Annotated in this window: 25 protein-coding genes; 17 read left to right on the top strand and 8 right to left on the bottom strand. The window is 72.1% G+C overall.

Features of this window, described 5'->3' with window-relative positions; all coding sequences use genetic code 11:
- Positions 1-254 precede the first annotated feature (254 nt).
- Positions 255-1,100 (top strand): nitrilase-related carbon-nitrogen hydrolase, encoded by an 846-nt coding sequence (locus tag ADL22_RS01510; RefSeq protein WP_066973027.1) that lies wholly within the window; start codon positions 255-257, stop codon positions 1,098-1,100.
- Between the two features lie 15 nt (positions 1,101-1,115).
- Here ADL22_RS01510 and tatA read toward each other — a convergent pair whose 3' ends face one another.
- From tatA to rpmB, 3 genes are all read right to left on the bottom strand, one after another.
- On the bottom strand, positions 1,116-1,313 hold the full coding sequence (gene tatA / locus ADL22_RS01515) for a Sec-independent protein translocase subunit TatA (RefSeq protein WP_066972944.1): 198 nt from the start codon (positions 1,311-1,313) through the stop codon (positions 1,116-1,118).
- 110 nt (positions 1,314-1,423) lie between these two features.
- The gene (gene rpsN, locus ADL22_RS01520) at positions 1,424-1,729 is read right to left on the bottom strand and encodes a 30S ribosomal protein S14 (RefSeq protein ID WP_066972946.1); all 306 of its coding nucleotides are present in this window, start codon (positions 1,727-1,729) and stop codon (positions 1,424-1,426) included.
- Complete coding sequence (gene rpmB / locus ADL22_RS01525) at positions 1,729-1,965, bottom strand: 50S ribosomal protein L28 (RefSeq protein WP_066972948.1); 237 nt, start codon at positions 1,963-1,965, stop codon at positions 1,729-1,731. Before rpmB ends, rpsN begins: the two co-directional genes overlap by 1 nt.
- 74 nt (positions 1,966-2,039) lie before the next feature.
- Here rpmB and rpmG point away from each other — a divergent pair, with 74 nt between their 5' ends.
- From rpmG to ADL22_RS01550, 5 genes are all read left to right on the top strand, one after another.
- Positions 2,040-2,204: a 50S ribosomal protein L33 gene (gene rpmG, locus ADL22_RS01530; RefSeq protein ID WP_066972950.1), complete on the top strand. Its 165-nt coding sequence runs from the start codon at positions 2,040-2,042 to the stop codon at positions 2,202-2,204.
- A gap of 5 nt (positions 2,205-2,209) precedes the next feature.
- Positions 2,210-2,464 carry a type B 50S ribosomal protein L31 gene (locus tag ADL22_RS01535; protein ID WP_066972952.1) on the top strand — a complete coding sequence of 85 codons (255 nt, stop codon included), beginning with the start codon at positions 2,210-2,212 and terminating at the stop codon, positions 2,462-2,464.
- Positions 2,464-3,612 carry a CobW family GTP-binding protein gene (locus ADL22_RS01540; protein ID WP_066972954.1) on the top strand — a complete coding sequence of 383 codons (1,149 nt, stop codon included), beginning with the start codon at positions 2,464-2,466 and terminating at the stop codon, positions 3,610-3,612. Before ADL22_RS01535 ends, ADL22_RS01540 begins: the two co-directional genes overlap by 1 nt.
- 75 nt (positions 3,613-3,687) lie before the next feature.
- A complete protein-coding gene (gene rpsR / locus ADL22_RS01545; protein WP_066972956.1) occupies positions 3,688-3,924 on the top strand; it encodes a 30S ribosomal protein S18 in 237 nt (78 codons plus the stop codon).
- Between the two features lie 197 nt (positions 3,925-4,121).
- Positions 4,122-4,361, top strand: a complete 240-nt coding sequence (locus ADL22_RS01550) for a DUF397 domain-containing protein (protein WP_066972958.1) — start codon at positions 4,122-4,124, stop codon at positions 4,359-4,361.
- A 59-nt stretch (positions 4,362-4,420) separates the two neighbouring features.
- Here the strand turns inward: ADL22_RS01550 and ADL22_RS01555 are convergent, their stop codons facing one another.
- Entirely contained in the window at positions 4,421-4,930 is a 510-nt protein-coding gene (locus ADL22_RS01555; RefSeq protein WP_066972959.1) for an ATP-binding protein, read from the bottom strand.
- Between the two features lie 315 nt (positions 4,931-5,245).
- Between ADL22_RS01555 and ADL22_RS01560 the strand changes: the two genes are divergently transcribed.
- From ADL22_RS01560 to ADL22_RS01570, 3 genes are all read left to right on the top strand, one after another.
- Positions 5,246-6,106 carry a helix-turn-helix domain-containing protein gene (locus ADL22_RS01560; protein WP_066972961.1) on the top strand — a complete coding sequence of 287 codons (861 nt, stop codon included), beginning with the start codon at positions 5,246-5,248 and terminating at the stop codon, positions 6,104-6,106.
- Positions 6,107-6,172: 66 nt separating this feature from the next.
- Complete coding sequence (locus tag ADL22_RS01565) at positions 6,173-7,630, top strand: aldehyde dehydrogenase family protein (RefSeq protein ID WP_066972963.1); 1,458 nt, start codon at positions 6,173-6,175, stop codon at positions 7,628-7,630.
- A 155-nt stretch (positions 7,631-7,785) separates the two neighbouring features.
- Positions 7,786-8,334, top strand: a complete 549-nt coding sequence (locus ADL22_RS01570) for a DinB family protein (RefSeq protein WP_066972966.1) — start codon at positions 7,786-7,788, stop codon at positions 8,332-8,334.
- A 36-nt stretch (positions 8,335-8,370) separates the two neighbouring features.
- On the opposite strand, the gene ADL22_RS01575 is transcribed toward ADL22_RS01570, so the two are convergent.
- The 3 genes from ADL22_RS01575 to leuE all read right to left on the bottom strand — a co-directional run bounded on the left by ADL22_RS01575 (position 8,371) and on the right by leuE (position 11,276).
- Entirely contained in the window at positions 8,371-9,786 is a 1,416-nt protein-coding gene (locus tag ADL22_RS01575; RefSeq protein ID WP_066972967.1) for a glutamate decarboxylase, read from the bottom strand.
- 16 nt (positions 9,787-9,802) lie between these two features.
- Positions 9,803-10,426 (bottom strand): NAD(P)H:quinone oxidoreductase, encoded by a 624-nt coding sequence (gene wrbA, locus ADL22_RS01580; RefSeq protein WP_066972969.1) that lies wholly within the window; start codon positions 10,424-10,426, stop codon positions 9,803-9,805.
- Positions 10,427-10,556: 130 nt separating this feature from the next.
- Positions 10,557-11,276: a leucine efflux protein LeuE gene (leuE, locus tag ADL22_RS01585; protein ID WP_066972971.1), complete on the bottom strand. Its 720-nt coding sequence runs from the start codon at positions 11,274-11,276 to the stop codon at positions 10,557-10,559.
- 244 nt (positions 11,277-11,520) lie between these two features.
- Here leuE and ADL22_RS01590 point away from each other — a divergent pair, with 244 nt between their 5' ends.
- Together ADL22_RS01590 and ADL22_RS01595 are read left to right on the top strand one after the other, a co-directional pair.
- On the top strand, positions 11,521-12,234 hold the full coding sequence (locus ADL22_RS01590; protein ID WP_066972973.1) for a DedA family protein: 714 nt from the start codon (positions 11,521-11,523) through the stop codon (positions 12,232-12,234).
- Positions 12,235-12,778: 544 nt separating this feature from the next.
- Positions 12,779-14,503: a threonine/serine exporter family protein gene (locus ADL22_RS01595; protein ID WP_066972975.1), complete on the top strand. Its 1,725-nt coding sequence runs from the start codon at positions 12,779-12,781 to the stop codon at positions 14,501-14,503.
- Between the two features lie 132 nt (positions 14,504-14,635).
- On the opposite strand, the gene ADL22_RS01600 is transcribed toward ADL22_RS01595, so the two are convergent.
- Entirely contained in the window at positions 14,636-15,127 is a 492-nt protein-coding gene (locus ADL22_RS01600) for an inorganic diphosphatase (protein WP_066972977.1), read from the bottom strand.
- A gap of 86 nt (positions 15,128-15,213) precedes the next feature.
- Here ADL22_RS01600 and dacB point away from each other — a divergent pair, with 86 nt between their 5' ends.
- The 6 genes from dacB (at position 15,214) to folE (ending at position 23,279) form a co-directional block, all read left to right on the top strand.
- Entirely contained in the window at positions 15,214-16,812 is a 1,599-nt protein-coding gene (gene dacB / locus ADL22_RS01605) for a D-alanyl-D-alanine carboxypeptidase/D-alanyl-D-alanine-endopeptidase (protein WP_066972979.1), read from the top strand.
- A 357-nt stretch (positions 16,813-17,169) separates the two neighbouring features.
- Entirely contained in the window at positions 17,170-18,366 is a 1,197-nt protein-coding gene (locus ADL22_RS01610; protein WP_066972981.1) for a zinc-dependent metalloprotease, read from the top strand.
- Positions 18,367-18,577: 211 nt separating this feature from the next.
- The gene (gene tilS, locus ADL22_RS01615; protein WP_066972982.1) at positions 18,578-19,585 is read left to right on the top strand and encodes a tRNA lysidine(34) synthetase TilS; all 1,008 of its coding nucleotides are present in this window, start codon (positions 18,578-18,580) and stop codon (positions 19,583-19,585) included.
- Between the two features lie 118 nt (positions 19,586-19,703).
- Positions 19,704-20,243, top strand: coding sequence for a hypoxanthine phosphoribosyltransferase (gene hpt, locus ADL22_RS01620; RefSeq protein WP_037812418.1), 540 nt, complete (start codon positions 19,704-19,706; stop codon positions 20,241-20,243).
- A 283-nt stretch (positions 20,244-20,526) separates the two neighbouring features.
- On the top strand, positions 20,527-22,539 hold the full coding sequence (gene ftsH, locus ADL22_RS01625) for an ATP-dependent zinc metalloprotease FtsH (protein ID WP_066972984.1): 2,013 nt from the start codon (positions 20,527-20,529) through the stop codon (positions 22,537-22,539).
- Between the two features lie 134 nt (positions 22,540-22,673).
- The gene (gene folE / locus ADL22_RS01630; RefSeq protein ID WP_066972986.1) at positions 22,674-23,279 is read left to right on the top strand and encodes a GTP cyclohydrolase I FolE; all 606 of its coding nucleotides are present in this window, start codon (positions 22,674-22,676) and stop codon (positions 23,277-23,279) included.
- The last annotated feature ends 95 nt before the right edge of the window (positions 23,280-23,374 follow it).

Here is a 23,374-nt window from a genome sequence, read left to right on the forward strand (position 1 = left end):
CGGCCGTAAGCGAGGCCCCCGGGCGCCGGCCCGTAAGCGAGGGGTCCGGGCGCCGTCCCGTATGCGGTGACCCCGGGCGCCGGCCCGTGAGGGCGCGGGGGTGCCGGGCGGCGCGGGGTGGGTAGCTCTCCCGGGCGGTGGTCCGTGCGCCGGGTGAGGCGTCCGGGGCGGGTGTGCGGGAACAATGTCCGTAAAGGCCGTGAAGGGTGCAAAAGCCGCGAGGGCGGTGGAGCCGTGAGGTGAGGGGGATGGGCATGCTCGTCGCGCTGGCGCAGACGGACTGCGTCCTGGGGGACGTACCGGAGAACCTCCGGGTCGCCCGGGAGCGGATCGAGCAGGCGGCGGCGCAGGGCGCGGACCTCGTCGTCTTCCCCGAACTCAGCCTGCACGGCTACCACTTGGGGGCGCTCAAGCGGGACGAGTCCGTCGAGGTGGACGATCCGCGGCTGCGGGAGCTGAGCACGCTGGGGCCGGATGTGCTGGTCGGCTTCCACGAGCACACCAGCCTGCGGGCGTACAACACCGCGGCGTACTACGCGGACGGGGCGCTGGCGCACGCCCACCGGAAGCTCTATCTGCCGAACTACCTGGCCTGGGAGGAGCGCAAGCACGTCAGCCCGGGGCAGTCGCTGCGTGCGTACCCGCTGGCGAAGTCGGCGAGCGGGGGCCGGGGCGCGACGCTGGTGTGCAACGACGCCTGGCAGCCGGTGCTGCCGTGGCTGGCGGTGCAGGACGGGGCCGAGGTGCTGTTCGTCCCGACCAACAGCGCGGCGAGCCTGGACCCGGAGGCGATGGACACCGGGCTGTACTGGGACACCCTGCTGTCCTACACGGCGCGGATGCTCCAGTGCTGGGTGGTGTTCGTCAACCGGGTCGGCAACGAGCACGGGGCGGCCTTCTGGGGCGGCTCGCGGGTGGTGGACCCCAGGGGCGCGGTGGTGGCCCAGGCGCCCAAGTGGGAGCCCGCGCTGGTCACCGTGGAGATCGACCCGTCCGAGGCGCGGCGGCAGCGGCGGGCGGTGCCGCTGGTCGCGGAGGCCCGGCTGGGGCTGATCGAGCGCGAGGTGCGGCGGCTGATCGACGAGGGCGGGGACAGCTGAGCGGCGGCGGGCCGGTCAGCGGCCGGCGGGCTGCTCCGCACGGACCGGCTCGGCGGGCTGCTCGTCCTTGAGGGCCTTGGCCTCCGACTTCAGGATGCGCATCGAGCGGCCGAGGCCGCGCGCCATGTCGGGGAGCTTCTTGGACCCGAAGACCAGTACGAGGACGGCCAGGATCAGGATCAGGTGCCAGGGCTCCAGGGCGTTGCGCAGCACGGCGCTCTCGCTTTCGTCGGGGGTGCCTGCGGGGGTCTGTCCAGTATGACCCGAACGGTCCGGCCGCCCGCCCCAGGGGTCGGCCCCCGGGGCGGGCGGCGGGTGCGCGGTCACCAGCTGGACTTGGTGACCCCCGGCAGATAGCCCTTGTGGGCCTGGTCGCGGAGGTTGACGCGGGACAGGCCGAAGGCCCGGAAGTAGCCGCGCGGGCGGCCGTCGGTGCTGTCGCGGTTGCGGACCCGGGTGGGGCTGGCGTCCCGGGGCTGGCGGGACAGCTCCCGGCGGGCGGCCTCGCGGTCCTCGTCGGAGGCGCGCGGATCGCGGATGACGGCCTTGAGGACGGCCCGGCGGGCGGCGTAGCGGGCGACCGTCGCGCGGCGCCGCTCGTTCTTGGCGATCTTGCTCTTCTTGGCCATCAGACCTTCCCCCCGCGGGCGCGGATGCGGGCGACGGCGGCCTCGACGCCGATCGCGTCGACGGTCTTGATGCCCTTGGCGCTGAGGGTCAGCCGGATGTGGCGGCCCTCACTGGCGAGCCAGTAGCGCTTGCGCTGGATGTTGGGGTCGAAGCGGCGGCTGGTGCGGCGGTGCGAGTGGGAGACGGTCTTGCCGAATCCGGGCGCGCGGCCGGTCAGCTGGCAGTGGGCGGACACGGTGCGGTTCCTCCGGTGGTCGGGCCCTCCGAGGGCTTATTGAAAATGGAAACCATTTACGTATACTACCCGGCATGGCCCGCAACGAACTCCGCCCGGTCATCAAGCTCCGGTCCACCGCCGGCACCGGGTTCACCTACGTCACCCGCAAGAACCGCCGCAACGACCCCGACCGCCTGGAACTGCGCAAGTACGACCCGGTCGCCGACCGCCACGTCACCTTCCGAGAGGAGCGCTGAGCCCGATGAAGCCCGGAATCCACCCCCCGTACGGGCCGGTCGTCTTCCGCGACCGGGCCGGGGGCCTCGCCTTCCTGACCCGCTCCACGATGACCAGCGACAAGACCGTCGAATGGGAGGACGGGAACACCTATCCCGTCGTGGACGTCGAGATCTCCTCGGCGAGCCACCCCTTCTACACCGGCACCGCCCGGGTGCTGGACACCGCCGGCCGGGTCGAGCGGTTCGAGCGCCGCTACGGCAGGCGCGGGGCCCGCTGATGGAGCCGCTGAGCGTCGTCCTGGTGGGCGGGCTGCACGCGGATGCCCGGCGGGCCGCCGTCGAGCGGCTGCTGCGCACCGTCCCCGGCAGCGTCGCCCTCCACCACGACCTGGCGTCCGCGCCCGGCGGCACCGTGCGGCGCACCGTCCGCGACGCCGGCGGGACGCTGGACACCGGCGAGACGCCGCTGGTCAACGACTGCGCCTGCTGCGCGCTCCGGGAAGACCTGGTGCCCGAGCTGGAGCGGCTGGCCGCGGGCCGGACCTGCCGGCTGGCGGTGGTCGAGCTGTGGGACTCGGTCGAGCCGAAGGCCATGGCCGAGGTGATCGCCTCGTCCGGCGGCGGCAGCCTGGCGCTGACCGGAGTGGTCACCGCGGTCGATCCGGCGCTGGTGCTGCCCTACCTGGGCTGCGGGGACGACCTCGCCGAGGCCGGGCTGGCGGCCGCCGCCACCGACCGGCGCACGGTCGCCGACACCTGGGCCCGCCAGCTGGAGTACGCGCCCGTCCTGGCGCTGGCCACCGGCGAGGAGGAGGCCGACGACGCCGACCGCGCGCTGCTCGCCCAGCTGCACCCCACCGCGCGCCAGGTGCCGGTGGACGCGGACGAGCTGGCCGCCGCGGTGCTCGCCGGTTTCGACGTGGACGCGGCCGCGGCCCGGCAGCACCCGGCGTGCGCGCTGCTGCCGCAGGAGGCCGAGGCGGCCGGGGTGAGCACGTACGTCTGGCGCGCCGCCCGGCCGTTCCACCCCGGGCGGCTCTACGCGGCCCTGGAGGACCTGACCTGTGCCGCGGCCCGCAGCCGGGGCCGGTTCTGGCTGGCCGACCGGCCGGACACCCTGCTGTCCTGGGACGCCGCGGGCGGCGCGCTGTGCGTGGAGAACGCCGGACCGTGGCTGGCCGCGCTGCCGGACGCCGCCTGGGAGCTGGTGTCCGCGCCGCGCCGGGCCGCCGCCGCGCTGGACTGGCACCCCGAGCACGGCGACCGCGGCCAGCACCTGGTCTTCGTCTCGCCGGGGCTGGACCGCGACGGGCTGCGCGCGCTGCTGGAGAGCTGCCTGCTCACCGACGCCGAGTACGCGGGCGGCCCGGCGGCCTGGAAGAGCCTGCCGCCCGCCTTCGACGAACTGCTCGACCCGGTGTCGTAGCGCCCCCGCGTACGGGCGGCCACCCGTACCGGAACACCCGCGATCCCCGTCCACAAGCCCGTCCAGGAAGCAGCCATGCCCCGCAAGAACGACCCCCGCCGCAAGCCCGCCACCCGCCCCAATCCGCTGGACGCGGCCGGCATCACGTACATCGACTACAAGGACACCGATCTGCTGCGGAAATTCATCTCCGACCGCGGGAAGATCCGCGGCCGCCGGGTCACCCGGGTCACCGCGCAGCAGCAGCGGCAGCTGGCCCGTGCGATCAAGAACGCCCGGGAGATGGCGCTGCTGCCGTACGCCTCGCGGTGAGGGGGGCGGACGCGGAACGCCCCGGCGGCCGGTGTCCGATTGCGGCCGGAGGAACGGGGAAGGCGGTCAACGAGGTGTGACCGGCTCGGCACCGGCTGTCGTGCACGTGCATCTGCGCATGCACCCGCATGTGAACGCAGCTATGATCCCGGGCAGTTGACACCGTTTATCACCGCGTTCACCACCGGGAGAGCCCTGTGCCCCACGCATACAACGGCATGGCCGCTACGGAGCTCCGCGATGTGAGGTGGCTCAAGAGCCGGCACAGCAATTCGCAGGGCTCGTGCGTGGAATTCGCCAAACTGCCCGGCGGCGACATAGCGGTCCGCAATTCCCGTTTCCCGGACGGCCCGGCGCTGGTCTACACGCCCGCCGAAGTGGCGGCGATGCTGCGGGGCGCCAAGGACGGTGAGTTCGACCACCTGGTGCGCGACTGAGCGTACGGGAACGGGCGCCCGAGCGGTGCGGGCGCCCGTTTTCGCCGTGGGCCGGCGGGTCAGGGCAGCCGGAAGAGCGCCCAGACGATCTTTCCGGGCCGGCCGCCGGACAGCCGGTGCCAGCCCCAGCTGTCGCTGAACGAGTCCACCAGATACAGCCCGCGCCCCGACTCGGCGGCGAAATCCGCCTCACCGGCCTCCGGGGAGGCGTCGCTGGGGTCCCGTACCGCGCAGACCAGGCGGGAGGACCAGCGCATCAGGTGCAGCCGGGCGGGCAGCCCGGCGTCGGGCAGGTCCGTGCCGAAGCCGGGGTGGTCCGGCGCGGCCAGGACCGCGTGCCGCAGGGCGTTGGTGACCAGTTCGGAGACCACCAGGGCGACGCCGTCGAACAGCTCCTCCAGGCCCCAGCCGGTGAGCGTCTCGCGGGTGAACTTCCGGGCTCCGCCGACGGATTCGTAGCGCGGCGGGAGCGGGCAGGAGGCGGAACCGGAGACGGCCAAGGGGTCGACGGGAGGGAAGCCCTGCCATAACGGCTCGAAATCGAGCATGGTCGAAACCTTGGTCCCCATGCGAGGCACTCCTGGCGTTCGCGGACGTCATGACCCAGGCCGGTCAGCCGGGGATCTGGCGGATCTTTCACGAGCGTGCATGCGTGCGACGCCTATGGTTCCCAATGCGTAGAGCAGATGCAAGGGCAGATGCACGTGCAGCTGACGTGATTGCGTAGGGCTGCCCGCATAACCGCCGTATTCTTCCTGGGGTTTGATGTGGAGGGCTTGAGGGAGCCGCACATATCCGTAACCACATGAGCACTGAACGAAGCCTGGACATGGCAGACTGCGGCCCACTGTTGGACGGGGTGGGGTCACAGGAGGGTCACAGAGGTGTCCGCAAGTGAGTCGGGGTCGGTGGTGCGGCGGATCCTGCTCGGGTCCCAGCTCCGCCGGCTGCGGGAATCGCGCGGGATAACCCGGGAAGCGGCCGGTTACTCGATCCGTGCGTCCGAATCGAAGATCAGCCGCATGGAGTTGGGCAGGGTGAGCTTCAAGGCACGCGATGTCGCAGATCTCCTCACGCTCTACGGCGTGAACGACGAGCAGGAGCGCGAGGCGCTGCTGTCCCTGGCCAAGGAGGCGAACGTCGCGGGCTGGTGGCACAGCTACAGCGATGTGCTCCCCGGCTGGTTCCAGACGTATGTCGGCCTGGAGGCCGCCGCGTCCGTCCTGCGGGTCTACGAGGTCCAGTTCGTCCACGGGCTGCTGCAGACCGAGGAGTACGCGCACGCGGTGGTCTCCCGGGGCATGCGGGGCGCGTCGGCGGCCGAGATCCAGCGCCGGGTCGCGCTGCGCCAGGAGCGGCAGAAGCTGCTGGTCTCCGAGCGGGCGCCGCAGCTGCACTGCGTCCTCGACGAGGCGGCGCTGCGCCGGCCGTACGGCGGACGCAAGGTGATGCAGGGGCAGTTGAGGCATCTGATCGACCTCTCCGAGCGGCCCAATGTGCGGCTCCAGGTGATGCCGTTCAGCTTCGGCGGCCACGCGGGCGAGAGCGGCGCGTTCACCATGCTGCGCTTCCCGGAGTCCGACCTCTCCGACGTCGTCTACCTGGAGCAGCTGACCAGCGCGCTCTACGTGGACAAGCCGGAGGACGTCGCGCAGTACGAGCGCGCGATGGAGAGCCTCCAGGCGGACAGCCCGGGGCCGTCGGAGACCCGGGATCTGCTGCGAGGACTCCTCCAACTGACGTGACCCGGCAGTAGGATGACGGCGGATCAGCCCCCCCCGCAGAGCAGTGCCGCACAGAGTAGGGATGCCATGTCCTTCTTCGCAGACCTGGCCTACCAGTTCATCGACGGTGAATGGCGGGCCGGCAGCGGCTCGTGGGACATCATCGATTTCAACCCCTACGACCAGGAGAAGCTGGCGTCGATCACGGTCGCCGGTGTGGACCAGGTCGACGCGGCCTACCGCGCCGCCGAACGGGCCCAGCGGGACTGGGCGCGGCGCAATCCCTACGAACGGCGGCAGGTCACCGAGCGGCTGCTGCGGCTGATCGAGGAGCGCGAGGAGGAGATCACCGAGGCGCTCGTCCTCGAACTGGGCGGCACCCGCGCCAAGGCGCAGTACGAGGTGCGGCTGGCCAAGGAGTTCGTCCGCGAGGCGATCCAGCTGGCGCTGCGGCCGCAGGGGCGGATACTGCCGTCCCCGGTGGACGGCAAGGAGAACCGCGTCTACTCCCTGCCCGCCGGCGTCATCGGCGTGATCAGCCCGTTCAACTTCCCGTTCCTGATCTCCATGAAGTCCGTGGCGCCGGCCCTGGCGCTGGGCAACGCCGTGGTGGTCAAGCCCAATCAGAACACCCCGATCACCGGCGGCGGGCTGATCGCCAAGCTGTTCCAGGACGCCGGGCTGCCGGACGGTCTGCTCAACGTCCTGATCACCGATATCGCGGAGATCGGGGACGCGCTGATCGAGCACCCGGTGCCCCGGGTGATCTCGTTCGCCGGGTCGGACAAGGTCGGCCGGCATGTCGCGGCGGTCAGCGCCGGGCACTTCAAGCGGGTGGTCCTGGAGCTGAGCGGCAACAGCGCGCTGATCGTGATGGACGACGCCGATGTGGACTACGCGGTGGACGCCGCGGTCTTCAGCCGCTTCGTCTACCAGGGGCAGGTCTGCATGGCCGCCAACAGGGTGCTGCTGGACCGCGCCGTCGAGGCGGAGTTCACCGAGAAGTTCGTGGCCCGGGTGGCGGCGCTGCGGACCGGCGACCCGCGGGACCCGCGGACCCAGATCGGCCCGCTGATCAACACCTTCCAGGCGGAGGCGCTGACCGGGCTGGTGGACCGGGCGATAGCCGAGGGCGCCACGGCGCTGCTGCGCGGCCGCACGGAGGGCAATCTCGTCGAGCCGAGCGTGCTGGCCGGGCTGCCGGCCGACTCCGCGCTGCACGGGCAGGAGCTGTTCGGGCCGGTGGCGCTGCTGGTGCCGTTCGCCGGTGAGGAGGAGGCGGTGCGGATCGCCAACGACACCCCGTACGGGCTCAGCGGGGCGGTGCACACCGCCGATGTGGAGCGCGGGGTGCGGATCGCCCGGCGGATCGAGACCGGCATGATCCACGTCAACGACGGGACGGTGCACGACGAGCCGCAGGTGGCGTTCGGCGGGGAGAAGTTCTCCGGCGTCGGGCGGCTGAACGGCGAGTCGACGGTGGAGGCGTTCACCACGCAGAAGTGGGTGTCGGTGCAGCACGGGCGGTCGTCGTTCCCGCTGTGAGGCGGGCGCTGCCGGGGCGGCGCGGCGACGCTTGGGGATATAGGACGCCAACTGTCCTACTGGCCGCCTAGGTTGGATCCCAGCGGCGGCCGGACAGTCGGGTTCCGGCCGATTCCGCCGGCGGTGGCCGCCGCCGGCGAGAGAAAGGTGATCGCATGCCCACGTATGTTCCGGCCGAGGACCACGGTGACGAGCGCGGCGCCCTGCTGGCCTTCCTGGAGGCGCAGCGCGGCGGTCTGCGGCGGGCCGTCCTGGGGCTGACCGACGAGCAGGCCCGGCAGCGGCCGAGCGCCGGTGAGCTGTCGCTGGGCGGGCTGATCAAGCATGTCGCGGAGGTCGAGCAGCGCTGGGTGGAGATGGCCCAGGAGCGGCCGCACTCCATCCCGCGCGACCAGAGCACCTGGCAGGAGGGGTTCGAACTGCTGCCGGACGAGACCGTCGCCGGGATGCTGGCGTACTGGGAGGGCGTCGCGGCCGAGACGGAGAAGTTCCTGCGCGCGGTGCCCAGCCTGGACGACACCTTCCCGCTGCCGCCGGCGCCGTGGGCCCCCAAGGACGCCCGGCAGTCGATGCGCTGGCTGATGCTGCACCTGATCGAGGAGACCGCCCGGCACGCCGGCCACGCCGATATCGTCCGGGAGTCGCTGGACGGGAAGACCGCCTTCGAGCTGGTGGACGAGGAGAAGCGGGCCCGGGAGGGCTGACCGGCCCGCCGCGGTGGCGCCCGGGGCGCGCGGGCGTCAGTGGTGGAAGGCGGTGGCGACCCGCTCCGGGACGTCCAACGGATGGGACTGGCGGCGGAGTTCGGGCAGCAGCTGCTCCAGGTCGGCCATGAAGAGGTCGGCGAGGTCCAGCGAGAAGCCGTTGCGGCACACCACGCGCAGGACGGAGAGGTCCTGGCGGTTCGGCGGGAAGGAGTACGCGGGGATCAGCCAGCCGCGCTCCTTCATCCTCCGGGAGACGTCGAAGACGTCGTAGGCGGTGACGTCGGGGGTGGTGGTGAAGGCGAAGACCGGCAGCTGGCCGCCGCGGGTCAGCAGCCGGAAGTCGCCCAGCGCGCCGATCCGTTCGGCCATCGAGCGGGCCACGTCGCGGGTGGCCTGCTGGACGGCGCGGAAGCCGGAGCGGCCCAGCCGCAGGAACGTGTAGTACTGGGCGGCGACCTGCGCCCCGGGGCGGGAGAAGTTCAGGGCGAAGGTCGGCATATCGCCGCCCAGGTAGTTGACGCGGAAGACCAGCTCCTCCGGGAGCGCTTCCTGGTCGCGCCAGAGGGCCCAGCCGACGCCCGGGTAGACCAGGCCGTACTTGTGGCCGGAGGTGTTGATCGAGGCCACCCGGGGAAGGCGGAAGTCCCAGACCAGGTCGGGGTCGAGGAACGGCGCGATCATGGCGCCGGACGCGCCGTCCACATGCACCGGGACGTCCAGGCCGGTGCGCTCCTGGAGGGCGTCCAGCGCCGCGCAGATATCGGCCACCGGCTCGTAGGAGCCGTCGAAGGTGGAGCCGAGGACGGCGACCACGCCGATGGTGTTCTCGTCGCAGAGCGCCGCCGCGGACTCCGGGTCGAGGTGGAAGCGGTCGCCCTCCATGGGGACCTGGCGGGCCTCCACCTCCCAGTAGGCGCAGAACTTGTCCCAGCAGACCTGGACGTTGGCGCCCATGACGAGGTTGGGCCGGGCGGTGGCGGGATAGCGGTCCTTGTTGCGGTGGGCCCAGCGGCGCTTGAGGGCCATCCCGGCGAGCATGCAGGCCTCGCTGGAGCCGGTGGTGGAGCAGCCGATGGCGGCGTCCGGGTCGGGGACGTGCCAGAGGTCGGCGAGCATCGCCACGCAGCGCCGCTCCAGCTCGGCGGTGCGCGGGTACTCGTCCTTGTCGATCATGTTCTTGTCGCGGCACTCCGACAGCAGGACGGCGGCCTGCGGCTCCATCCAGGTGGTGACGAAGGTGGCGAGGTTCAGCCGGGCGTTGCCGTCCAGCATCAGCTCGTCGTGGACGAACTGGTAGGCGGTGTGCGGGGGGACCGGGCCCTCGGGGAGGGTGTGGCGCGGGGGCGAGGTCTCCATGCCGCCGAGCGGGTCGGCCTCGCCGTAGAACGGGTTCACCGGGCGGGCGCGGCGCCGGCGGTCGTGGGCGGAGGCGCCTTTGTGGAGCGTCATCGGGGGACGGCCTCCCTCAACTCGCGGCCGCGAGACCGGCTTTGATGGCTTTGGTGAATTTCACGACCCGCTCGGCCTGGACGCGGGCGGCGGCGCGGGCGTCGGCGTCGACCGGGGTCTCCGGGCCGCCGACGTGCGAGGTGCCGTACGGATTGCCGTCGGTGTACTTCACCGGGTCGGTGTATCCCGGGGCGATGAGGATCCCGCCGAAGTGGTGGACGGTGTGGTACAGCGCCAGGAGGGTGGACTCCTGGCCGCCGTGCCGGGTGCCGGAGGCGGTGAAGCCGCTGTAGACCTTGTCGGCCAGCCGGCCCTGCTGCCAGAGGCCGCCCAGGGTGTCCAGGAACTGCTTCAGCTGGGACGTGACGTTGCCGAAGCGGGTCGGGGTGCCGAGGACCACCGCGTCCGCCCAGAGCATGTCGTCCGGGGCGGCCTCCAGGATGTCGGCGGTGGCGGCGGCGTTGGCCGCCCAGGCCGGGTTGGCGTCGATGGCGGCCTGCGGGGCGAGTTCGGCGACCCGGCGCAGCCGTACGTCGGCGCCGGCGTGCTCGGCGGCGTCGGCGATCAGCCGGGCCAGCTCGGCGATGGTGCCGGTCGACGAGTAGTAGATGACGGCGACGTTGACGTCGTGCGCGGGCATGCCCCACCTCCTGGAAGCCGACAATAGGGGCATAGGGGGTGGGGGGCCTGCGGGGTTCGGCCGGTGGGGTTCGGCCGGCCTGGCGGGGGCCGGCCCGTGTGGTCGGTTCGCGGCGGTCGGCCCGTCGCGGTCAGCCCGTGCCGGCGAGGGAGAGCTTGGCGGCGAAGCCGAGGAAGGCGGCGCCGGCGCCCGCGGTCAGGCCGGCCGTCAGCCGCTTGCGGCGGCGGAAGGTCGCCGCCAGATACGTACCGCTGAAGATCAGCACCGACAGGTACGTGATGCTGAACAGCTGGGCCAGGACGCCGAGGGCCACGAACGACAGGGCCGGGTGGGCGTACGACGGGTCGACGAACTGCACGAAGAAGGAGATGAAGAAGAGGATCGCCTTGGGGTTGAGGAGGCTGACGATGAGGGCGCGGCGGTAGGGGCGCTCGGGGGCGGTCCGGTTCGGTCCGGTGGCCTCGCTCGCCGCGTTTGCCGCGTTTGCTTCGTGCGCCCCGTCTGCCCGTTCCGCCGTCGTCCGCCGTGCGGCGCGGGAGGTGCGGCTGCCGCGCCACAGGGACCAGGCGCCGCGCAGCATTCCGGCGGCCAGCCAGGTCAGGTAGCCCGCGCCGGCGAACTTCACGATGCCGAAGAGGACCGGGCTGGCCTTCAGCAGCGAGGCCACGCCGCCCGCCGACAGTGTCATCAGCACCGCGTCGCCGCACAGCACGCCCGCGGCCGCCCGGTAGGCCACCCGGCGGCCGCGCCGTGCGGCGACCGAGACGACGTAGAGGGAATTCGGTCCCGGCAGCAGGATGATCAGGGCCAGGCCCGCCAGATACGTGGACAGATCCGTTATTCCGAGCATGGGCGGAGGATCTCACCCGGGGGTCCGGCTTCTCAGCGGCTTTTCAGTATCCGGACGTCCGGCGGCGGGGCGGGGTCGCCGGGGCGGTACGGCGGGGTGGCCGGGGGCCGGGGCCGGGCGGCGGCTGGAACCGCGGGGCGGGGTGGTCCGTTGATAGCTTTGGGCCGCACACCGCGCCTGCATCCTCGCTTCCGCTCGTCGCATCGCGCGAGCCGGGCGCCCTCGACCCAGGAGCTTTCACCCCGTGAATACTCTCGCGCTCGGCCCCCAGTGGCTGAACTCGGACTACTTGATCACGACATTCGGCCTGATCGGCGTCCTGCTCATCGTGTTCGCGGAGTCCGGGCTGCTGATCGGCTTCTTCCTGCCGGGCGACTCGCTGCTGTTCACCACCGGGCTGATGGTGACGACCGGCACGCTCGGCAAGCCGCTGTGGCTGGTGTGCGTGCTGGTGGTGCTGGCGGCCGCGCTCGGCGACCAGGCCGGCTACCTCTTCGGCCGGAAGGTCGGCCCCTCGCTCTTCAAGCGGCCCGACTCCCGGCTGTTCAAGCAGGAGAACGTCGAGAAGGCGCACGCGTTCTTCGAGAAGCACGGTCCGAAGTCGCTGATCCTCGCGCGGTTCGTCCCGATCGTCCGGACGTTCACGCCGATCATCGCCGGCGTCAGCGCGATGAACTACCGCTCGTTCCTCATCTTCAACGTCATCGGCGGGACGCTGTGGGGCGGCGGCGTGACGCTGCTGGGCGCGGCACTGGGCAATGTCGAGTTCGTGCACAAGAACATCGAGGCGATTCTGGTCGGGATTGTGCTGATTTCGGTGATTCCGGTGGGGATCGAGTTTCTGCGGGCTCGGGGCAAGAGCAAGGCGGCGGCCGCCGCCGGGGATGGCGATGTGGTCGCGGTGGCTGCGCGGGCGCAGGCGGGTAATGGGCGCCGGGGGCGCCACGCGAAGCGGTAGTTTTTCCCTCCCACGTTGGGGTTCGGGTGGGTGGGTTTTCCGCCGGACCCTGTTGGGTGGTGGTTGCTCGCCGTGGCGGCGGGGTGGTTGTTCGGGGCCGCCCCGCCGTTTTTTTGTGCCGCGCCGTGGTTGGTTGCGGCGCTTCGCCTACGCGGCGGTGGTGGGGGCGGAGGGGCTGCCCCGGACCCCGTCCTCGGTGCGGGCGCATCTGGTCCGTGGGATGAGGAATGCCCCGCGGTTCGCTCCAGATCCTGCGGGCGGGGTCCGGGGCAGCCCCTCCGCCCGGCGCCGTTGGCGGCTGCCTCGCCGTTTCGGCCGGGGTCCGCTGGTTTACGTGGTCTCGTCCCCTCGGGGGAGTGTGGGGTCTCGTCCCTGCGGGTGGGGTCTGGGCGCCGGGCCGGGGCGTGCGAGTGGGCGGATCGGGCAGGTGGGGGGTTGGGCCTCGGGTCGGTGCGGTGGGCCCCGGGCAAGCGGGGCGTTCCGGGATGGGGCATCGTGTGCATGACCGATCGGCAGGAGGCGTACGCACGAGGAGCGGAGTTACGTGGCGTCGGACCCAGGACGCGGCCAGCGCGGCAGCGGTAGCAGGAGCAGTGGGAACGCGGAGCAGGCCGGCCTGCCCGAGGACCGGAAACCGCAGTCGGACGAGGCGCACAGCGCGTTCACGCCGCCGCTGGGCGTACCGCTGCCGCCGGCGCCCGAGGAGGAGCACCCCACCTCCGAGTTCGCGCTGCCCGAGGGCCTGCGGCCGGAGGGGCCCGGCGAGCCCGAGGGGTCGGCGTTCGCGCCGCCGGGGAGCACCACCGGGCAGACGCCGCTGCCGGGGGCCGCGTTCACCCCGCCGCACGGGATACCGGCGCTCAGCCTGACCAAGGAAGCACCGTGGCAGGACCGGATGCGGACCATGCTGCGGATGCCGATCCACGAGCGTCCGGTGCCCGAGCGGGTGGAGCGCGCCGAGGAGGAGGGCGGCGGGCCCGCCGCGCCGCGCGTACTGGACCTGACGCTGCGGATCGGCGAGATCCTGCTGGCCGGCGGTGAGGGCGCGGAGGACGTCGAGGCCGCGATGTTCGGCGTGGCGCACGCGTACGGGCTGGAGCGGGTCGAGCCGACGGTCACGTTCACGCTGCTGTCGATCTCGTACCAGCCGTCGCTGGTGGAGGACCCGCTGACCGCGAGCCGGACGGTGCGGCGGCGGGGTGTGGACTACACCCGCCTGTCGGCGGTGTTCCGGCTGGTGGACGAGATCACCTCCGAGGGGATCACCCTGGAGGAGGCGTACCGCGGGCTGGCCGAGATCCGGCGCAACCGGCATCCGTACCCGAGCTGGGCGCTGACGGTGTCGTCCGGGCTGCTGTCCGGCGCGGCGAGCATGCTGGTCGGCGGCGGGACGCTGGTGTTCGTCGCGGCGGCGATCGGCTCGATGCTCGGCGACCGGATCGCCTGGCTGGCGTCCGCGCGCGGGCTGCCGGAGTTCTACCAGTTCGTGGTCGCGGCGATGCCGCCGGCCGGGATGGGGCTGCTCTTCGCGCTGGCCCACTCCAACGTCCAGTCCTCCGCGGTGATCACCGGTGGGCTGTTCGCGCTGATCCCCGGGCGGGCGCTGGTCGCCAGCGTCCAGGACGGCCTGACGGGCTACTACATCACCGCCTCCGCGCGGCTGCTGGAGGTCGGCTATCTGATCGTCGGCATCGTGGTCGGCGTGCTGTCGGTGCTCTACATCGGCTTGCAGTTCGATCCCGGGCTGCAGCGCCTCAATCCCGAGCAGGCGCTGCGGCTCTACAACGAGCCGGTGGTGCAGACCGTGGCCTCGATGCTGCTGGCGCTGGCGTTCTGCGTACTGCTCCAGCAGGAGCGGCACACGGTGGCGTTCGCGACGCTCAACGGCGGTGTCGCCTGGGTCGTCTACGGGGCGCTGACCGCGACCGCGCACTTCAACGCGGTGCCCTCGACGGCCATCGCGGCCGGGCTCGTCGGCCTCTTCGGGCAGCTGCTGTCCCGTTACCGCTACGCCTCCGCGCTGCCCTACGTGACGGCGGCGATCGGTCCGCTGCTGCCCGGTAGCGCGACCTACTTCGGGCTGCTCAACTTCGCGCAGGGCAATTTGCTGGAGGGATTCTCCTCGCTGATCAAGGCCGCCTCGCTGGCGCTGGCGATCGCGGTCGGGGTGAACCTCGGAAGCGAGATCGCCCGGCTCTTCCTGCGCGTCCCCGGCATCACCGAGCCCGGTGCGGGGCGGCGCGCGGCCAAGCGGACCCGCGGCTTCTGACGGACCGCGACACGGCGAACGGGCGGCCCCCCGGATGGGTGCCGCCCGTTCGCGTACGAAAATCGGAGTGGTCCGGCGGGCGCGCGGGGCCCCGGAGAGCCCCGCTGCGGTACCCCGTCCGCTCCGGATGGGTCAGTGCCCGCCCTGCGCCTCGAAGCGCTTGTACGAGCGCTCGATCTCGGCCTCGGCGTCGGTGCGGCCGACCCAGTTGGCGCCCTCGACGGACTTGCCGGGCTCCAGGTCCTTGTAGACCTCGAAGAAGTGCTGGATCTCCAGGCGGTCGAACTCCGAGACGTGGTGGATGTCGCGGAGGTGCTCGACGCGCGGGTCGGAAGCCGGCACGCACAGCAGCTTGTCGTCGCCGCCGGCCTCGTCCGTCATCCGGAACATCCCGATGGCGCGGCACTTGATGAGGCAGCCGGGGAAGGTCGGCTCGTCCAGGATGACCAGCGCGTCCAGCGGGTCGCCGTCCTCGCCGAGGGTGTTCTCGACGAAGCCGTAGTCGGCCGGGTAGCTGGTCGAGGTGAAGAGTCGACGGTCCAGGCGGATCCGACCGGTCTCGTGGTCCACCTCGTACTTGTTCCGCGAACCCTTCGGGATCTCGATGGTGACGTCGAACTCCACGGGTGGCTCCTCCATGATCAACACATACGTCTGGTGATTAAGTGTCCCCCACGCAGGTGTGTGGTGGCGAAAGGGGCTGGTCCGCGATGCCCGAGACCCGGAACTGGCAGGTCAGATGGCAGTCGGCGCAGCGTTCCGCGCGGGTGGCGGCACGCCTGGCCGGACGTACCGCGCGCACCGCGGCGGGGAACGCGCGGCGCTGCGCGCACTCCGCCTCGGACGCCGCCCGGCGGACCTGGCTGGCCGCACCGCCGCACACCCGGCAGACCTGGCGGCTGACCGCGGTGTCCGCCGCCACCGGCCTGGCGGTCGCGGTCGCCGCGGTCGCGGCGGCCGGCCCGTGGGACTCGGGTCAGCGTACGGCCGAGCGGGCCGCGGCGGCCCCCGCTCCGGCGACAGGTGGCGAGCATCACGACGACGGCCGGGCGCCCGCCCCGGCGCCCAGCGCCCCGGCGGTGCTGACCGCGCTCGGCGGACCGGCCCGCGGCGCGGCCCCGGCGCCGACCGCGGCCGGGCTGGCCGACGCGCTGGCGCCCCTGCTGGCCGACCCGGCGCTCGGCCCGCTACGGACCGCGTCCGTCCTGGACGTCGCGGCCGGCCGCCAGCTCTTCGCCGAGAAGCCGGACGAGGCCGCCACCCCCGCCTCCACGGTCAAACTGGCCACCGCGGTGGCCGCGCTCACCCGCCTCGGCGCCGACCACCGCATCGACACCTCCGCCGTCCTGGCCGACCGCGACCGGATCGTCCTGGTCGGCGGCGGCGACCCGACGCTCACCGCCCGCGCGACCGCCCCCGGCCCCGGCGAGCACCCGGCCAGCCTGCGCGATCTCGCCGCCGCCACCGCCCGCGCCCTCAAGCAGCGCAAGCTCACCACCGTCACGCTCAGCTACGACACCTCCGCGTACTCCGGCCCCGTCGAGCACCCCATCGGCCCGAACGAGAACATCGCGCCGGTCACCGCCCTGATGACCGACGAGGCCCGCCTGGACGACAGCGACCACGGCCCCGCCCCCCGCTCCACCGACCCCGCCGGCGACACCGCCCGCACCTTCACCGCCCTCCTGACCGCCCAGGGCATCACGGTCAAGGACGACCCCGCCGAGACCCACGCCCCCGCGACCGCCGACCGCCTCGCCACCGTCCACTCCACACCCCTCTCCGCCCTCGTCGAACGCATGCTGACCAACAGCGACAACGACATCGCCGAGGCCCTGGCCCGGCAGACCGCACGCGCCGCCCACCGCCCCGCGAGCTTCGACGGCGCGGCCGCCGCCGTCCGCGACACCCTCGCCGCCCAGCACCTCCCCCTGACCGGCGCGGTCTTCGAGGACGGCAGCGGCCTGGACCGCGACGACAAGGTCTCCGCGAACCTCCTCTCCCGCCTCCTGCTCCTCGCCGCCGCCCCCCACCGCCCCGAACTCCGCCCGGTCGTCACGGGCCTCCCGGTGGCCGCCTTCACCGGCACCCTCAGCGCCCGCTACACCAACGACCCCGCCGGCGCCGGCACCGTCCGCGCCAAAACCGGCACCCTCACCGGCGTCAACACCCTCGCCGGCACCGTCGTCGACGCCGACGGCCGCCTCCTGGCCTTCACCTTCATGACCACCGGCACCACCGACCCCCAAGCCGCCCAAAAGGCCCTCGACCGCCTGGCCTCCACCCTCGCCAACTGCGGCTGCCGCTAACCAGACGACAACCCGCACCGACCCACCAACAGCAGCCCCCACCCACCGAAAACCACCCACCCACGGGAGGTGACGGGCTGGTGGGGTGGGGGTGTCCGGACGTAAAGCGAAGCAGTCCGGACACCCCCACCCCACCAGCCCGTCACCGCACCCCGAAAGCCCCGCGCAGCGGCTCCGCGCCGCAGGCGCAAAAACAAACCGCGGCGGGAAAGCCGACAACGTGGGGGCCAGGCCAAGCGCAGCGGCCCAGCGCCGCAGGCGCAAAAACAAACCGCGGCGGGAAAGCCGACAACGTGGGGGCGAGCCCACCACCGTCGTCGGCTACCAGCCAACGCAGTGCCCCCGTACCGTGAACCCATGACGCGCATCGGTGGAACCGACATGGTCGACTGGAATCTCGCGGTCACGACCGCGACCCGCTTCGTACGTCCGGGCCCGGACGTCACCCGGGACGAGGCCCGCGCGATCGTCGCCGAACTGCGCCGGCACGCCAAGTCGTCCGAGGCGCACGTCCGCGGCTTCACCCGAATGGCCCCGCCCGGCGCCGAGGCCGAAGGCGCCGCGCCCGAAGGCGCACCCGAAGGCGGCCCGGCCGAAGCCGGCGCACCCGGCCGGGCCGGGACAGTCCCCCCGCACGACACCCCCGTCCTCGTCGTAGACCGCCCCGGCTGGATCCGCGCCAACGTCGCCGGCTTCCGGGCGGTGCTCAAACCGCTGCTGGCCAAGATGGAGGACCGGCGGTCCGCGATGCCCGGCGGCGCGGTGATCGGCGCGGTCGGCGGCAAGGTCACCGGCGCGGAGCTGGGCATGCTGCTGTCGTTCCTGGCGTCGCGGGTGCTGGGCCAGTACGAGACGTTCGCGCCGGCCTCGCGGGAGCTGCCGGCCGGTTCGCAGGGCGGCCGGCTGCTGCTGGTGGCGCCCAACATCGTCCACGTGGAGCGCGAGCTGGACGTGGATCCGCACGACTTCCGGCTGTGGGTGTGCCTGCACGAGGAGACCCACCGGACGCAGTTCAGCGCGGTGCCGTGGCTGCGGGACCACATCGAGGGCGAGGTGCAGTCGTTCCTCGCCGAGACCGACATCGACCCGGGCGCGCTGCTGGCGCGGCTGCGGGAGGCCGCGCAGTCGCTGGCCGGGGCGCGGCCGGAGGGCGAGGAGGGCGACGAGAGCCGGTCGCTGGTGGATCTGGTGCAGACGCCCGCGCAGCGGGAGATCCTGGGGCGGCTGACGGCGGTGATGTCGCTGCTGGAGGGGCACGCCGACTTCGTCATGGACGGGGTGGGGCCGGAGGTGGTGCCCTCGGTGGCGGAGATCCGGGAGAAGTTCCAGAAGCGGCGGGCCAGCGGCGCGGGCCGGCTGGACCAGGCGCTGCGCAAGCTGCTCGGCCTGGATGCGAAACTGCGGCAGTACCGTGACGGTGAGCGGTTCGTGCGCGCGGTCGTCGAGGAGGTCGGCATGGACGGCTTCAACAGGGTCTGGACGTCGCCGAACACCCTCCCCACCAAACAGGAGATCGCCAAACCGGCGGACTGGGTCGCGCGGGTGCACCGCTAGGGGGACGGGGCGCCGCGGGCGCGGGTTGCGAGCCGGGGCCGCCGCGCGGCAGTAGAGCGCCCCTTCAATCACCCGTCCGAGGGACCGTGACCGAGGGATAGGCGTGCAATGCTCGGGGAACTGCTCGCCTCTGTCACCATCTAGGCACTCTGTGTGACGAAGTGTCGTCCACGGCCCGAGGCTCGCCCCAGCTGAACGATTGGAAACGGACATGGGTCCCCATCCAGCGGTCGCCGCGATACGCCTGGCGGTCCGCCGCGTACTCCACGACGTGCTCACCCACCACAGCGCGCACGACCGGCCGGACGCGCCGCTCGTGCTCGTCGCATGCTCCGGCGGCGCCGATTCCATGGCGCTCGCCTCCGCCCTCGCCTTCGAAGCCCCGAAACTGGGCGTCCGCGCCGGGGGCGTGACCATCGACCACGGCCTCCAGGAAGGCTCCGACCTCCGCGCCGCCGAGGTCGCCCTGCGCCTGCGCGCCCTGGCCCTCGATCCCGTCGACCTCGTCCATGTCGAGGTGGGCCGGGCCGGCGGCCCCGAGGCGGCCGCCCGGGACGCCCGCTACGCCGCGCTGGACGCCACCGCCGAGCGCCGCGGCGCCACCGCCGTCCTCCTCGGCCACACCCGCGACGACCAGGCCGAGACGGTCCTGCTCGGACTGGCCCGCGGCTCCGGGATCCGCTCGCTCTCCGGGATGGCCGCCACCACCGGTACGGGCGGCCGCTACCGCCGCCCCTTCCTGGACGTCGACCGGCAGACGGCCCGTACGGCCTGCCTGGTCCAGGCGCTGCCGGTCTGGGACGACCCGCACAACACCGACCCCGCCTACACCCGCTCCCGGCTGCGCCACGAAGGGCTGCCCGCGCTGGAGAAGTGCCTGGGCAAGGGCGTCGTGGAGGCGCTGGCGCGGACCGCCCAGCTCTCCCGGGACGACGCCGACGCGCTGGACGCCTGGGCCGCCGAGGCCGCGGCCGCGGTGTGCGACGAGGCGGGCACCCTCGACGTCGCCGGGCTGTTCGCGCTGCCGCCCGCGGTGCGCCGCCGGGTGCTGCGCCGGGCGGTCATCGCGGCCGGTTCGCCGGCCGGTTCGCTCTTCGCCCGGCACATCGAGGAAGTGGACCGGCTGATCACCGCCTGGCGCGGGCAGGGGGCGCTGAACCTCCCCGGGCGGGTGGGTGTCCGCCGGCAGGGTGGCAGACTGGTCATTCGGCAGGGCTGAGCCGCGGACGACCGCGCCCTGCTTCGTGATCTCACGACGGTCTCGACGCTTCGTGAGCTCCACGACCGATCTGCACACACCGAACCGAGCGAAAGTGGCACGGGTGGACGAGAAGGACATGGGCGCCGATCTTCAGTCGGTGCTCATCACCAAGGAAGAGATCGACGCCAAGCTGGCCGAGCTGGCGGCGAAGATCGACGCGGAGTACGCGGGCAAGGACCTGCTCATCGTCGGCGTCCTCAAGGGCGCGGTGATGGTGATGGCGGATCTGGCGCGCGCGCTGTCCACCCCCGTCACGATGGACTGGATGGCCGTGTCGTCCTACGGCGCGGGCACCCAGTCCTCCGGTGTGGTCCGGATCCTCAAGGACCTGGACACCGACATCAAGGGCAAGCACGTCCTGATCGTCGAGGACATCATCGATTCGGGGCTGACCCTGTCGTGGCTGCTGTCCAACCTCGGCTCGCGCGAGCCCGCCTCGCTGGAGGTGTGCACGCTGCTGCGGAAGCCGGACGCGGCCAAGGTGGCGATCGACGTGAAGTGGATCGGCTTCGACATCCCCAACGAATTCGTCGTGGGCTATGGCCTGGACTTCGCGGAGAAGTACCGCAATCTGCCGTTCGTCGGTACCCTCTCGCCCCACGTCTACGGCGGCTGAGAGCCCACCCCGCGCTCGCCGGCCGCCGCGGCCGGCGAGGCCCGAAGGCCCCGTGCGGACCGGCGGGAACCCTTCGGGGTTTCCCGCCGTTGGAGCAGGAAGAGCGGAATCCCGGGCTTCATTGTTCCCCACCGGCACGGGCGCCGGGTGACAATGCTGGGGTACCGTCCGAAGGCAGTCTGCTTTCGGGCCAGTAATACACACCGTACGCACGACCAGCCCTCCCAAGGGCGTTGTGCCTCACTGTGGCAGGAGGGACGGGGCCTTAAGCGGCTCCGTATGGATGGACGTGAAGCGATACTTCCGTGGGCCGGTCATGTGGATCGTGCTGGCCGTCCTCGCCGTGGTCGTGTTGATGCAGGTCGTCGGCTCGTCCGGCGGCTATAAGACGGTGGACACCGGTCAGGTCGTCAAGGCGATCGCTGACAACAAGGTGAAGTCCGCCGAGCTGACCACCGGCGACGAGAACAAGATCAAGATCGAGCTGTCGGGCAACAACAAGATCGACGGCTCCAACAAGATCCAGGCCAGCTACATCGGCGACCAAGGCGTCGACCTGGCGAAGAATCTCCAGGCCAAGTACCAGACCGGCGAGATCAAGGACGGGTACACCGTCGCCCCGTCGAAGCAGAACCCGTTCGTCGGCGTGCTGCTCTCGCTGCTCCCCTTCGTCCTCATCGTGGTCGTCTTCCTGTTCCTGATGAACCAGATGCAGGGCGGCGGCTCCCGGGTGATGAACTTCGGCAAGTCGAAGGCGAAGCTGATCACCAAGGACACGCCCAAGACGACCTTCTCGGACGTCGCGGGCGCCGACGAGGCCGTCGAGGAGCTCCACGAGATCAAGGAGTTCCTCCAGGAGCCGGCGAAGTTCCAGGCCGTGGGCGCCAAGATCCCGAAGGGTGTGCTGCTCTACGGCCCGCCCGGTACGGGCAAGACGCTGCTGGCGCGCGCGGTCGCCGGTGAGGCGGGCGTCCCGTTCTACTCGATCTCCGGCTCCGACTTCGTCGAGATGTTCGTCGGTGTCGGCGCCTCCCGGGTGCGCGACCTGTTCGAGCAGGCCAAGGCGAACGCCCCGGCGATCGTCTTCGTCGACGAGATCGACGCCGTCGGCCGGCACCGCGGCGCGGGCCTCGGCGGCGGCCACGACGAGCGCGAGCAGACCCTGAACCAGCTGCTCGTCGAGATGGACGGCTTCGACGTGAAGGGCGGCGTCATCCTGATCGCCGCCACCAACCGGCCGGACATCCTCGACCCGGCGCTGCTGCGCCCGGGCCGCTTCGACCGCCAGATCGCCGTGGACCGCCCGGACCTCCAGGGCCGCCTGGAGATCCTCAAGGTCCACCAGAAGGGCAAGCCGGTCGCGCCGGACGTCGACCTCTCGGCCGTCGCCAAGCGCACCCCCGGCTTCACCGGTGCCGATCTGTCCAACGTCCTGAACGAGGCCGCCCTGCTGACGGCCCGCAGCGACAAGAAGCTGATCGACAACCACTTCCTGGACGAGGCGATCGACCGCGTGGTGGCCGGTCCGCAGAAGCGGACCCGGATCATGTCCGAGAAGGAGAAGAAGATCACCGCGTACCACGAGGGCGGACACGCCCTGGTCGCGGCGGCCTCCCCGAACTCCGACCCGGTGCACAAGATCACGATCCTGTCCCGGGGCCGGGCGCTGGGCTACACCATGGTCCTGCCCGACGAGGACAAGTACTCCACCACCCGCAACGAGATGCTCGACCAGCTCGCGTACATGCTGGGCGGGCGCGCGGCGGAGGAGCTGGTCTTCCACGACCCGACCACCGGCGCCGCCAACGACATCGAGAAGGCGACCGCCACCGCCCGGGCGATGGTCACCCAGTACGGCATGACCGAGCGGCTCGGCGCGATCAAGTTCGGCACGGACAACTCCGAGCCGTTCCTGGGCCGTGAGATGGCTCACCAGCGCGACTACTCCGAGGAGGTCGCCGCGCTGGTGGACGAGGAGGTCAAGAAGCTCATCGAGACCGCGCACAACGAAGCGTGGGAGATCCTCGTCGAGAACCGCGACGTCCTCGACAACCTCGTCCTGGAGCTGCTCGAGAAGGAGACGCTCAACAAGGAGGAGATCGCCGAGATCTTCAAGCACGTCGTGAAGCGCCCGGCCCGCCCGGCGTGGACGGGCTCCTCCCGGCGTACGCCCTCGACCCGCCCGCCGGTGCTCTCGCCGCGCGAGCTGGCGCCGGCCAACGGCTCGGCGGCGTCCCCGGCGGTCTCCATGGAGAAGGACGCCGACCCCGCCGAGGAGTCGCGCCCGGAGAGCTGACCGGCGGGACGGTCCGGAGCTCGCGCCCCGGCAGTCCCACCGGCCCCGGAATACCCGCCGCGCCCTCCAGGTTCTAGCCTGGGGGGCGCGGCATTTCCGCGTTTTCGAGCGGGCCCGGAAGGAACGAGGCACCAATGACGGACCCTGTGACGCTGGACGTCGAGGGCGCGATCGGCGAATTCGACGAGAAGCGAGCCGAGAACGCCGTACGCGAGCTGCTGATCGCGGTGGGCGAGGACCCGGACCGCGAGGGACTGCTGGAGACGCCGGCGCGGGTGGCCCGGGCGTACAGGGAGCTCTTCGCCGGCCTGTGGCAGAAGCCCGAGGACGTCCTGACCACCACCTTCGACCTCGGGCATGACGAGATGGTGCTGGTCAAGGACATCGAGGTGGTCTCGAACTGCGAGCACCACCTGGTGCCGTTCGTCGGCGTGGCGCACGTCGGCTACATCCCGTCCAGCGACGGGAAGATCACCGGGCTGTCGAAGCTGGCCCGGCTGGTGGACGTGTTCGCCCGGCGCCCGCAGGTCCAGGAGCGGCTGACCACCCAGATAGCCGACTCGCTGATGAACATCCTGGAGCCGCGCGGGGTGATCGTGGTCATCGAGTGCGAGCACATGTGCATGACGATGCGCGGGGTGCGCAAGCCGGGCGCCAAGACCACCACCTCGGCGGTGCGCGGCCAGCTGCGCGATGCGGCGACGCGGGCCGAGGCGATGAGCCTGATCCTGGCGCGCTGAGCGGAGCGCTGCCTTCCGGGCCCCGGCCCGGCTTGCGGAACGGCAGCGGCCCGGGGCCCCGTGGTGCAACCGGGGCCCCGGGCCGCTGCACCGGG

The organism is Streptomyces sp. NRRL F-4489 (assembly GCF_001509485.1).
In the GTDB taxonomy this organism is placed as follows: domain Bacteria; phylum Actinomycetota; class Actinomycetes; order Streptomycetales; family Streptomycetaceae; genus Streptomyces.

Excerpts from the sequence above, each read along its gene's own strand:
- rpsN (WP_066972946.1), bottom strand. The coding sequence starts at position 1,729 with ATGGCCAAGAAGAGCAAGATCGCCAAGAACGAGCGGCGCCGCGCGACG.
- ftsH (WP_066972984.1), top strand. The coding sequence starts at position 20,527 with ATGGACGTGAAGCGATACTTCCGTGGGCCGGTCATGTGGATCGTGCTG.
- ADL22_RS01570 (WP_066972966.1), top strand. The coding sequence starts at position 7,786 with ATGCCCACGTATGTTCCGGCCGAGGACCACGGTGACGAGCGCGGCGCC.
- leuE (WP_066972971.1), bottom strand. The coding sequence starts at position 11,276 with ATGCTCGGAATAACGGATCTGTCCACGTATCTGGCGGGCCTGGCCCTG.
- wrbA (WP_066972969.1), bottom strand. The coding sequence starts at position 10,426 with ATGCCCGCGCACGACGTCAACGTCGCCGTCATCTACTACTCGTCGACC.
- folE (WP_066972986.1), top strand. The coding sequence starts at position 22,674 with ATGACGGACCCTGTGACGCTGGACGTCGAGGGCGCGATCGGCGAATTC.
- ADL22_RS01535 (WP_066972952.1), top strand. The coding sequence starts at position 2,210 with ATGAAGCCCGGAATCCACCCCCCGTACGGGCCGGTCGTCTTCCGCGAC.
- ADL22_RS01575 (WP_066972967.1), bottom strand. The coding sequence starts at position 9,786 with ATGACGCTCCACAAAGGCGCCTCCGCCCACGACCGCCGGCGCCGCGCC.
- tilS (WP_066972982.1), top strand. The coding sequence starts at position 18,578 with ATGGGTCCCCATCCAGCGGTCGCCGCGATACGCCTGGCGGTCCGCCGC.
- rpsR (WP_066972956.1), top strand. The coding sequence starts at position 3,688 with ATGCCCCGCAAGAACGACCCCCGCCGCAAGCCCGCCACCCGCCCCAAT.
- ADL22_RS01540 (WP_066972954.1), top strand. The coding sequence starts at position 2,464 with ATGGAGCCGCTGAGCGTCGTCCTGGTGGGCGGGCTGCACGCGGATGCC.
- ADL22_RS01610 (WP_066972981.1), top strand. The coding sequence starts at position 17,170 with ATGACGCGCATCGGTGGAACCGACATGGTCGACTGGAATCTCGCGGTC.
- dacB (WP_066972979.1), top strand. The coding sequence starts at position 15,214 with ATGCCCGAGACCCGGAACTGGCAGGTCAGATGGCAGTCGGCGCAGCGT.
- ADL22_RS01510 (WP_066973027.1), top strand. The coding sequence starts at position 255 with ATGCTCGTCGCGCTGGCGCAGACGGACTGCGTCCTGGGGGACGTACCG.
- ADL22_RS01565 (WP_066972963.1), top strand. The coding sequence starts at position 6,173 with ATGTCCTTCTTCGCAGACCTGGCCTACCAGTTCATCGACGGTGAATGG.
- rpmG (WP_066972950.1), top strand. The coding sequence starts at position 2,040 with ATGGCCCGCAACGAACTCCGCCCGGTCATCAAGCTCCGGTCCACCGCC.
- hpt (WP_037812418.1), top strand. The coding sequence starts at position 19,704 with ATGGGCGCCGATCTTCAGTCGGTGCTCATCACCAAGGAAGAGATCGAC.
- ADL22_RS01555 (WP_066972959.1), bottom strand. The coding sequence starts at position 4,930 with ATGGGGACCAAGGTTTCGACCATGCTCGATTTCGAGCCGTTATGGCAG.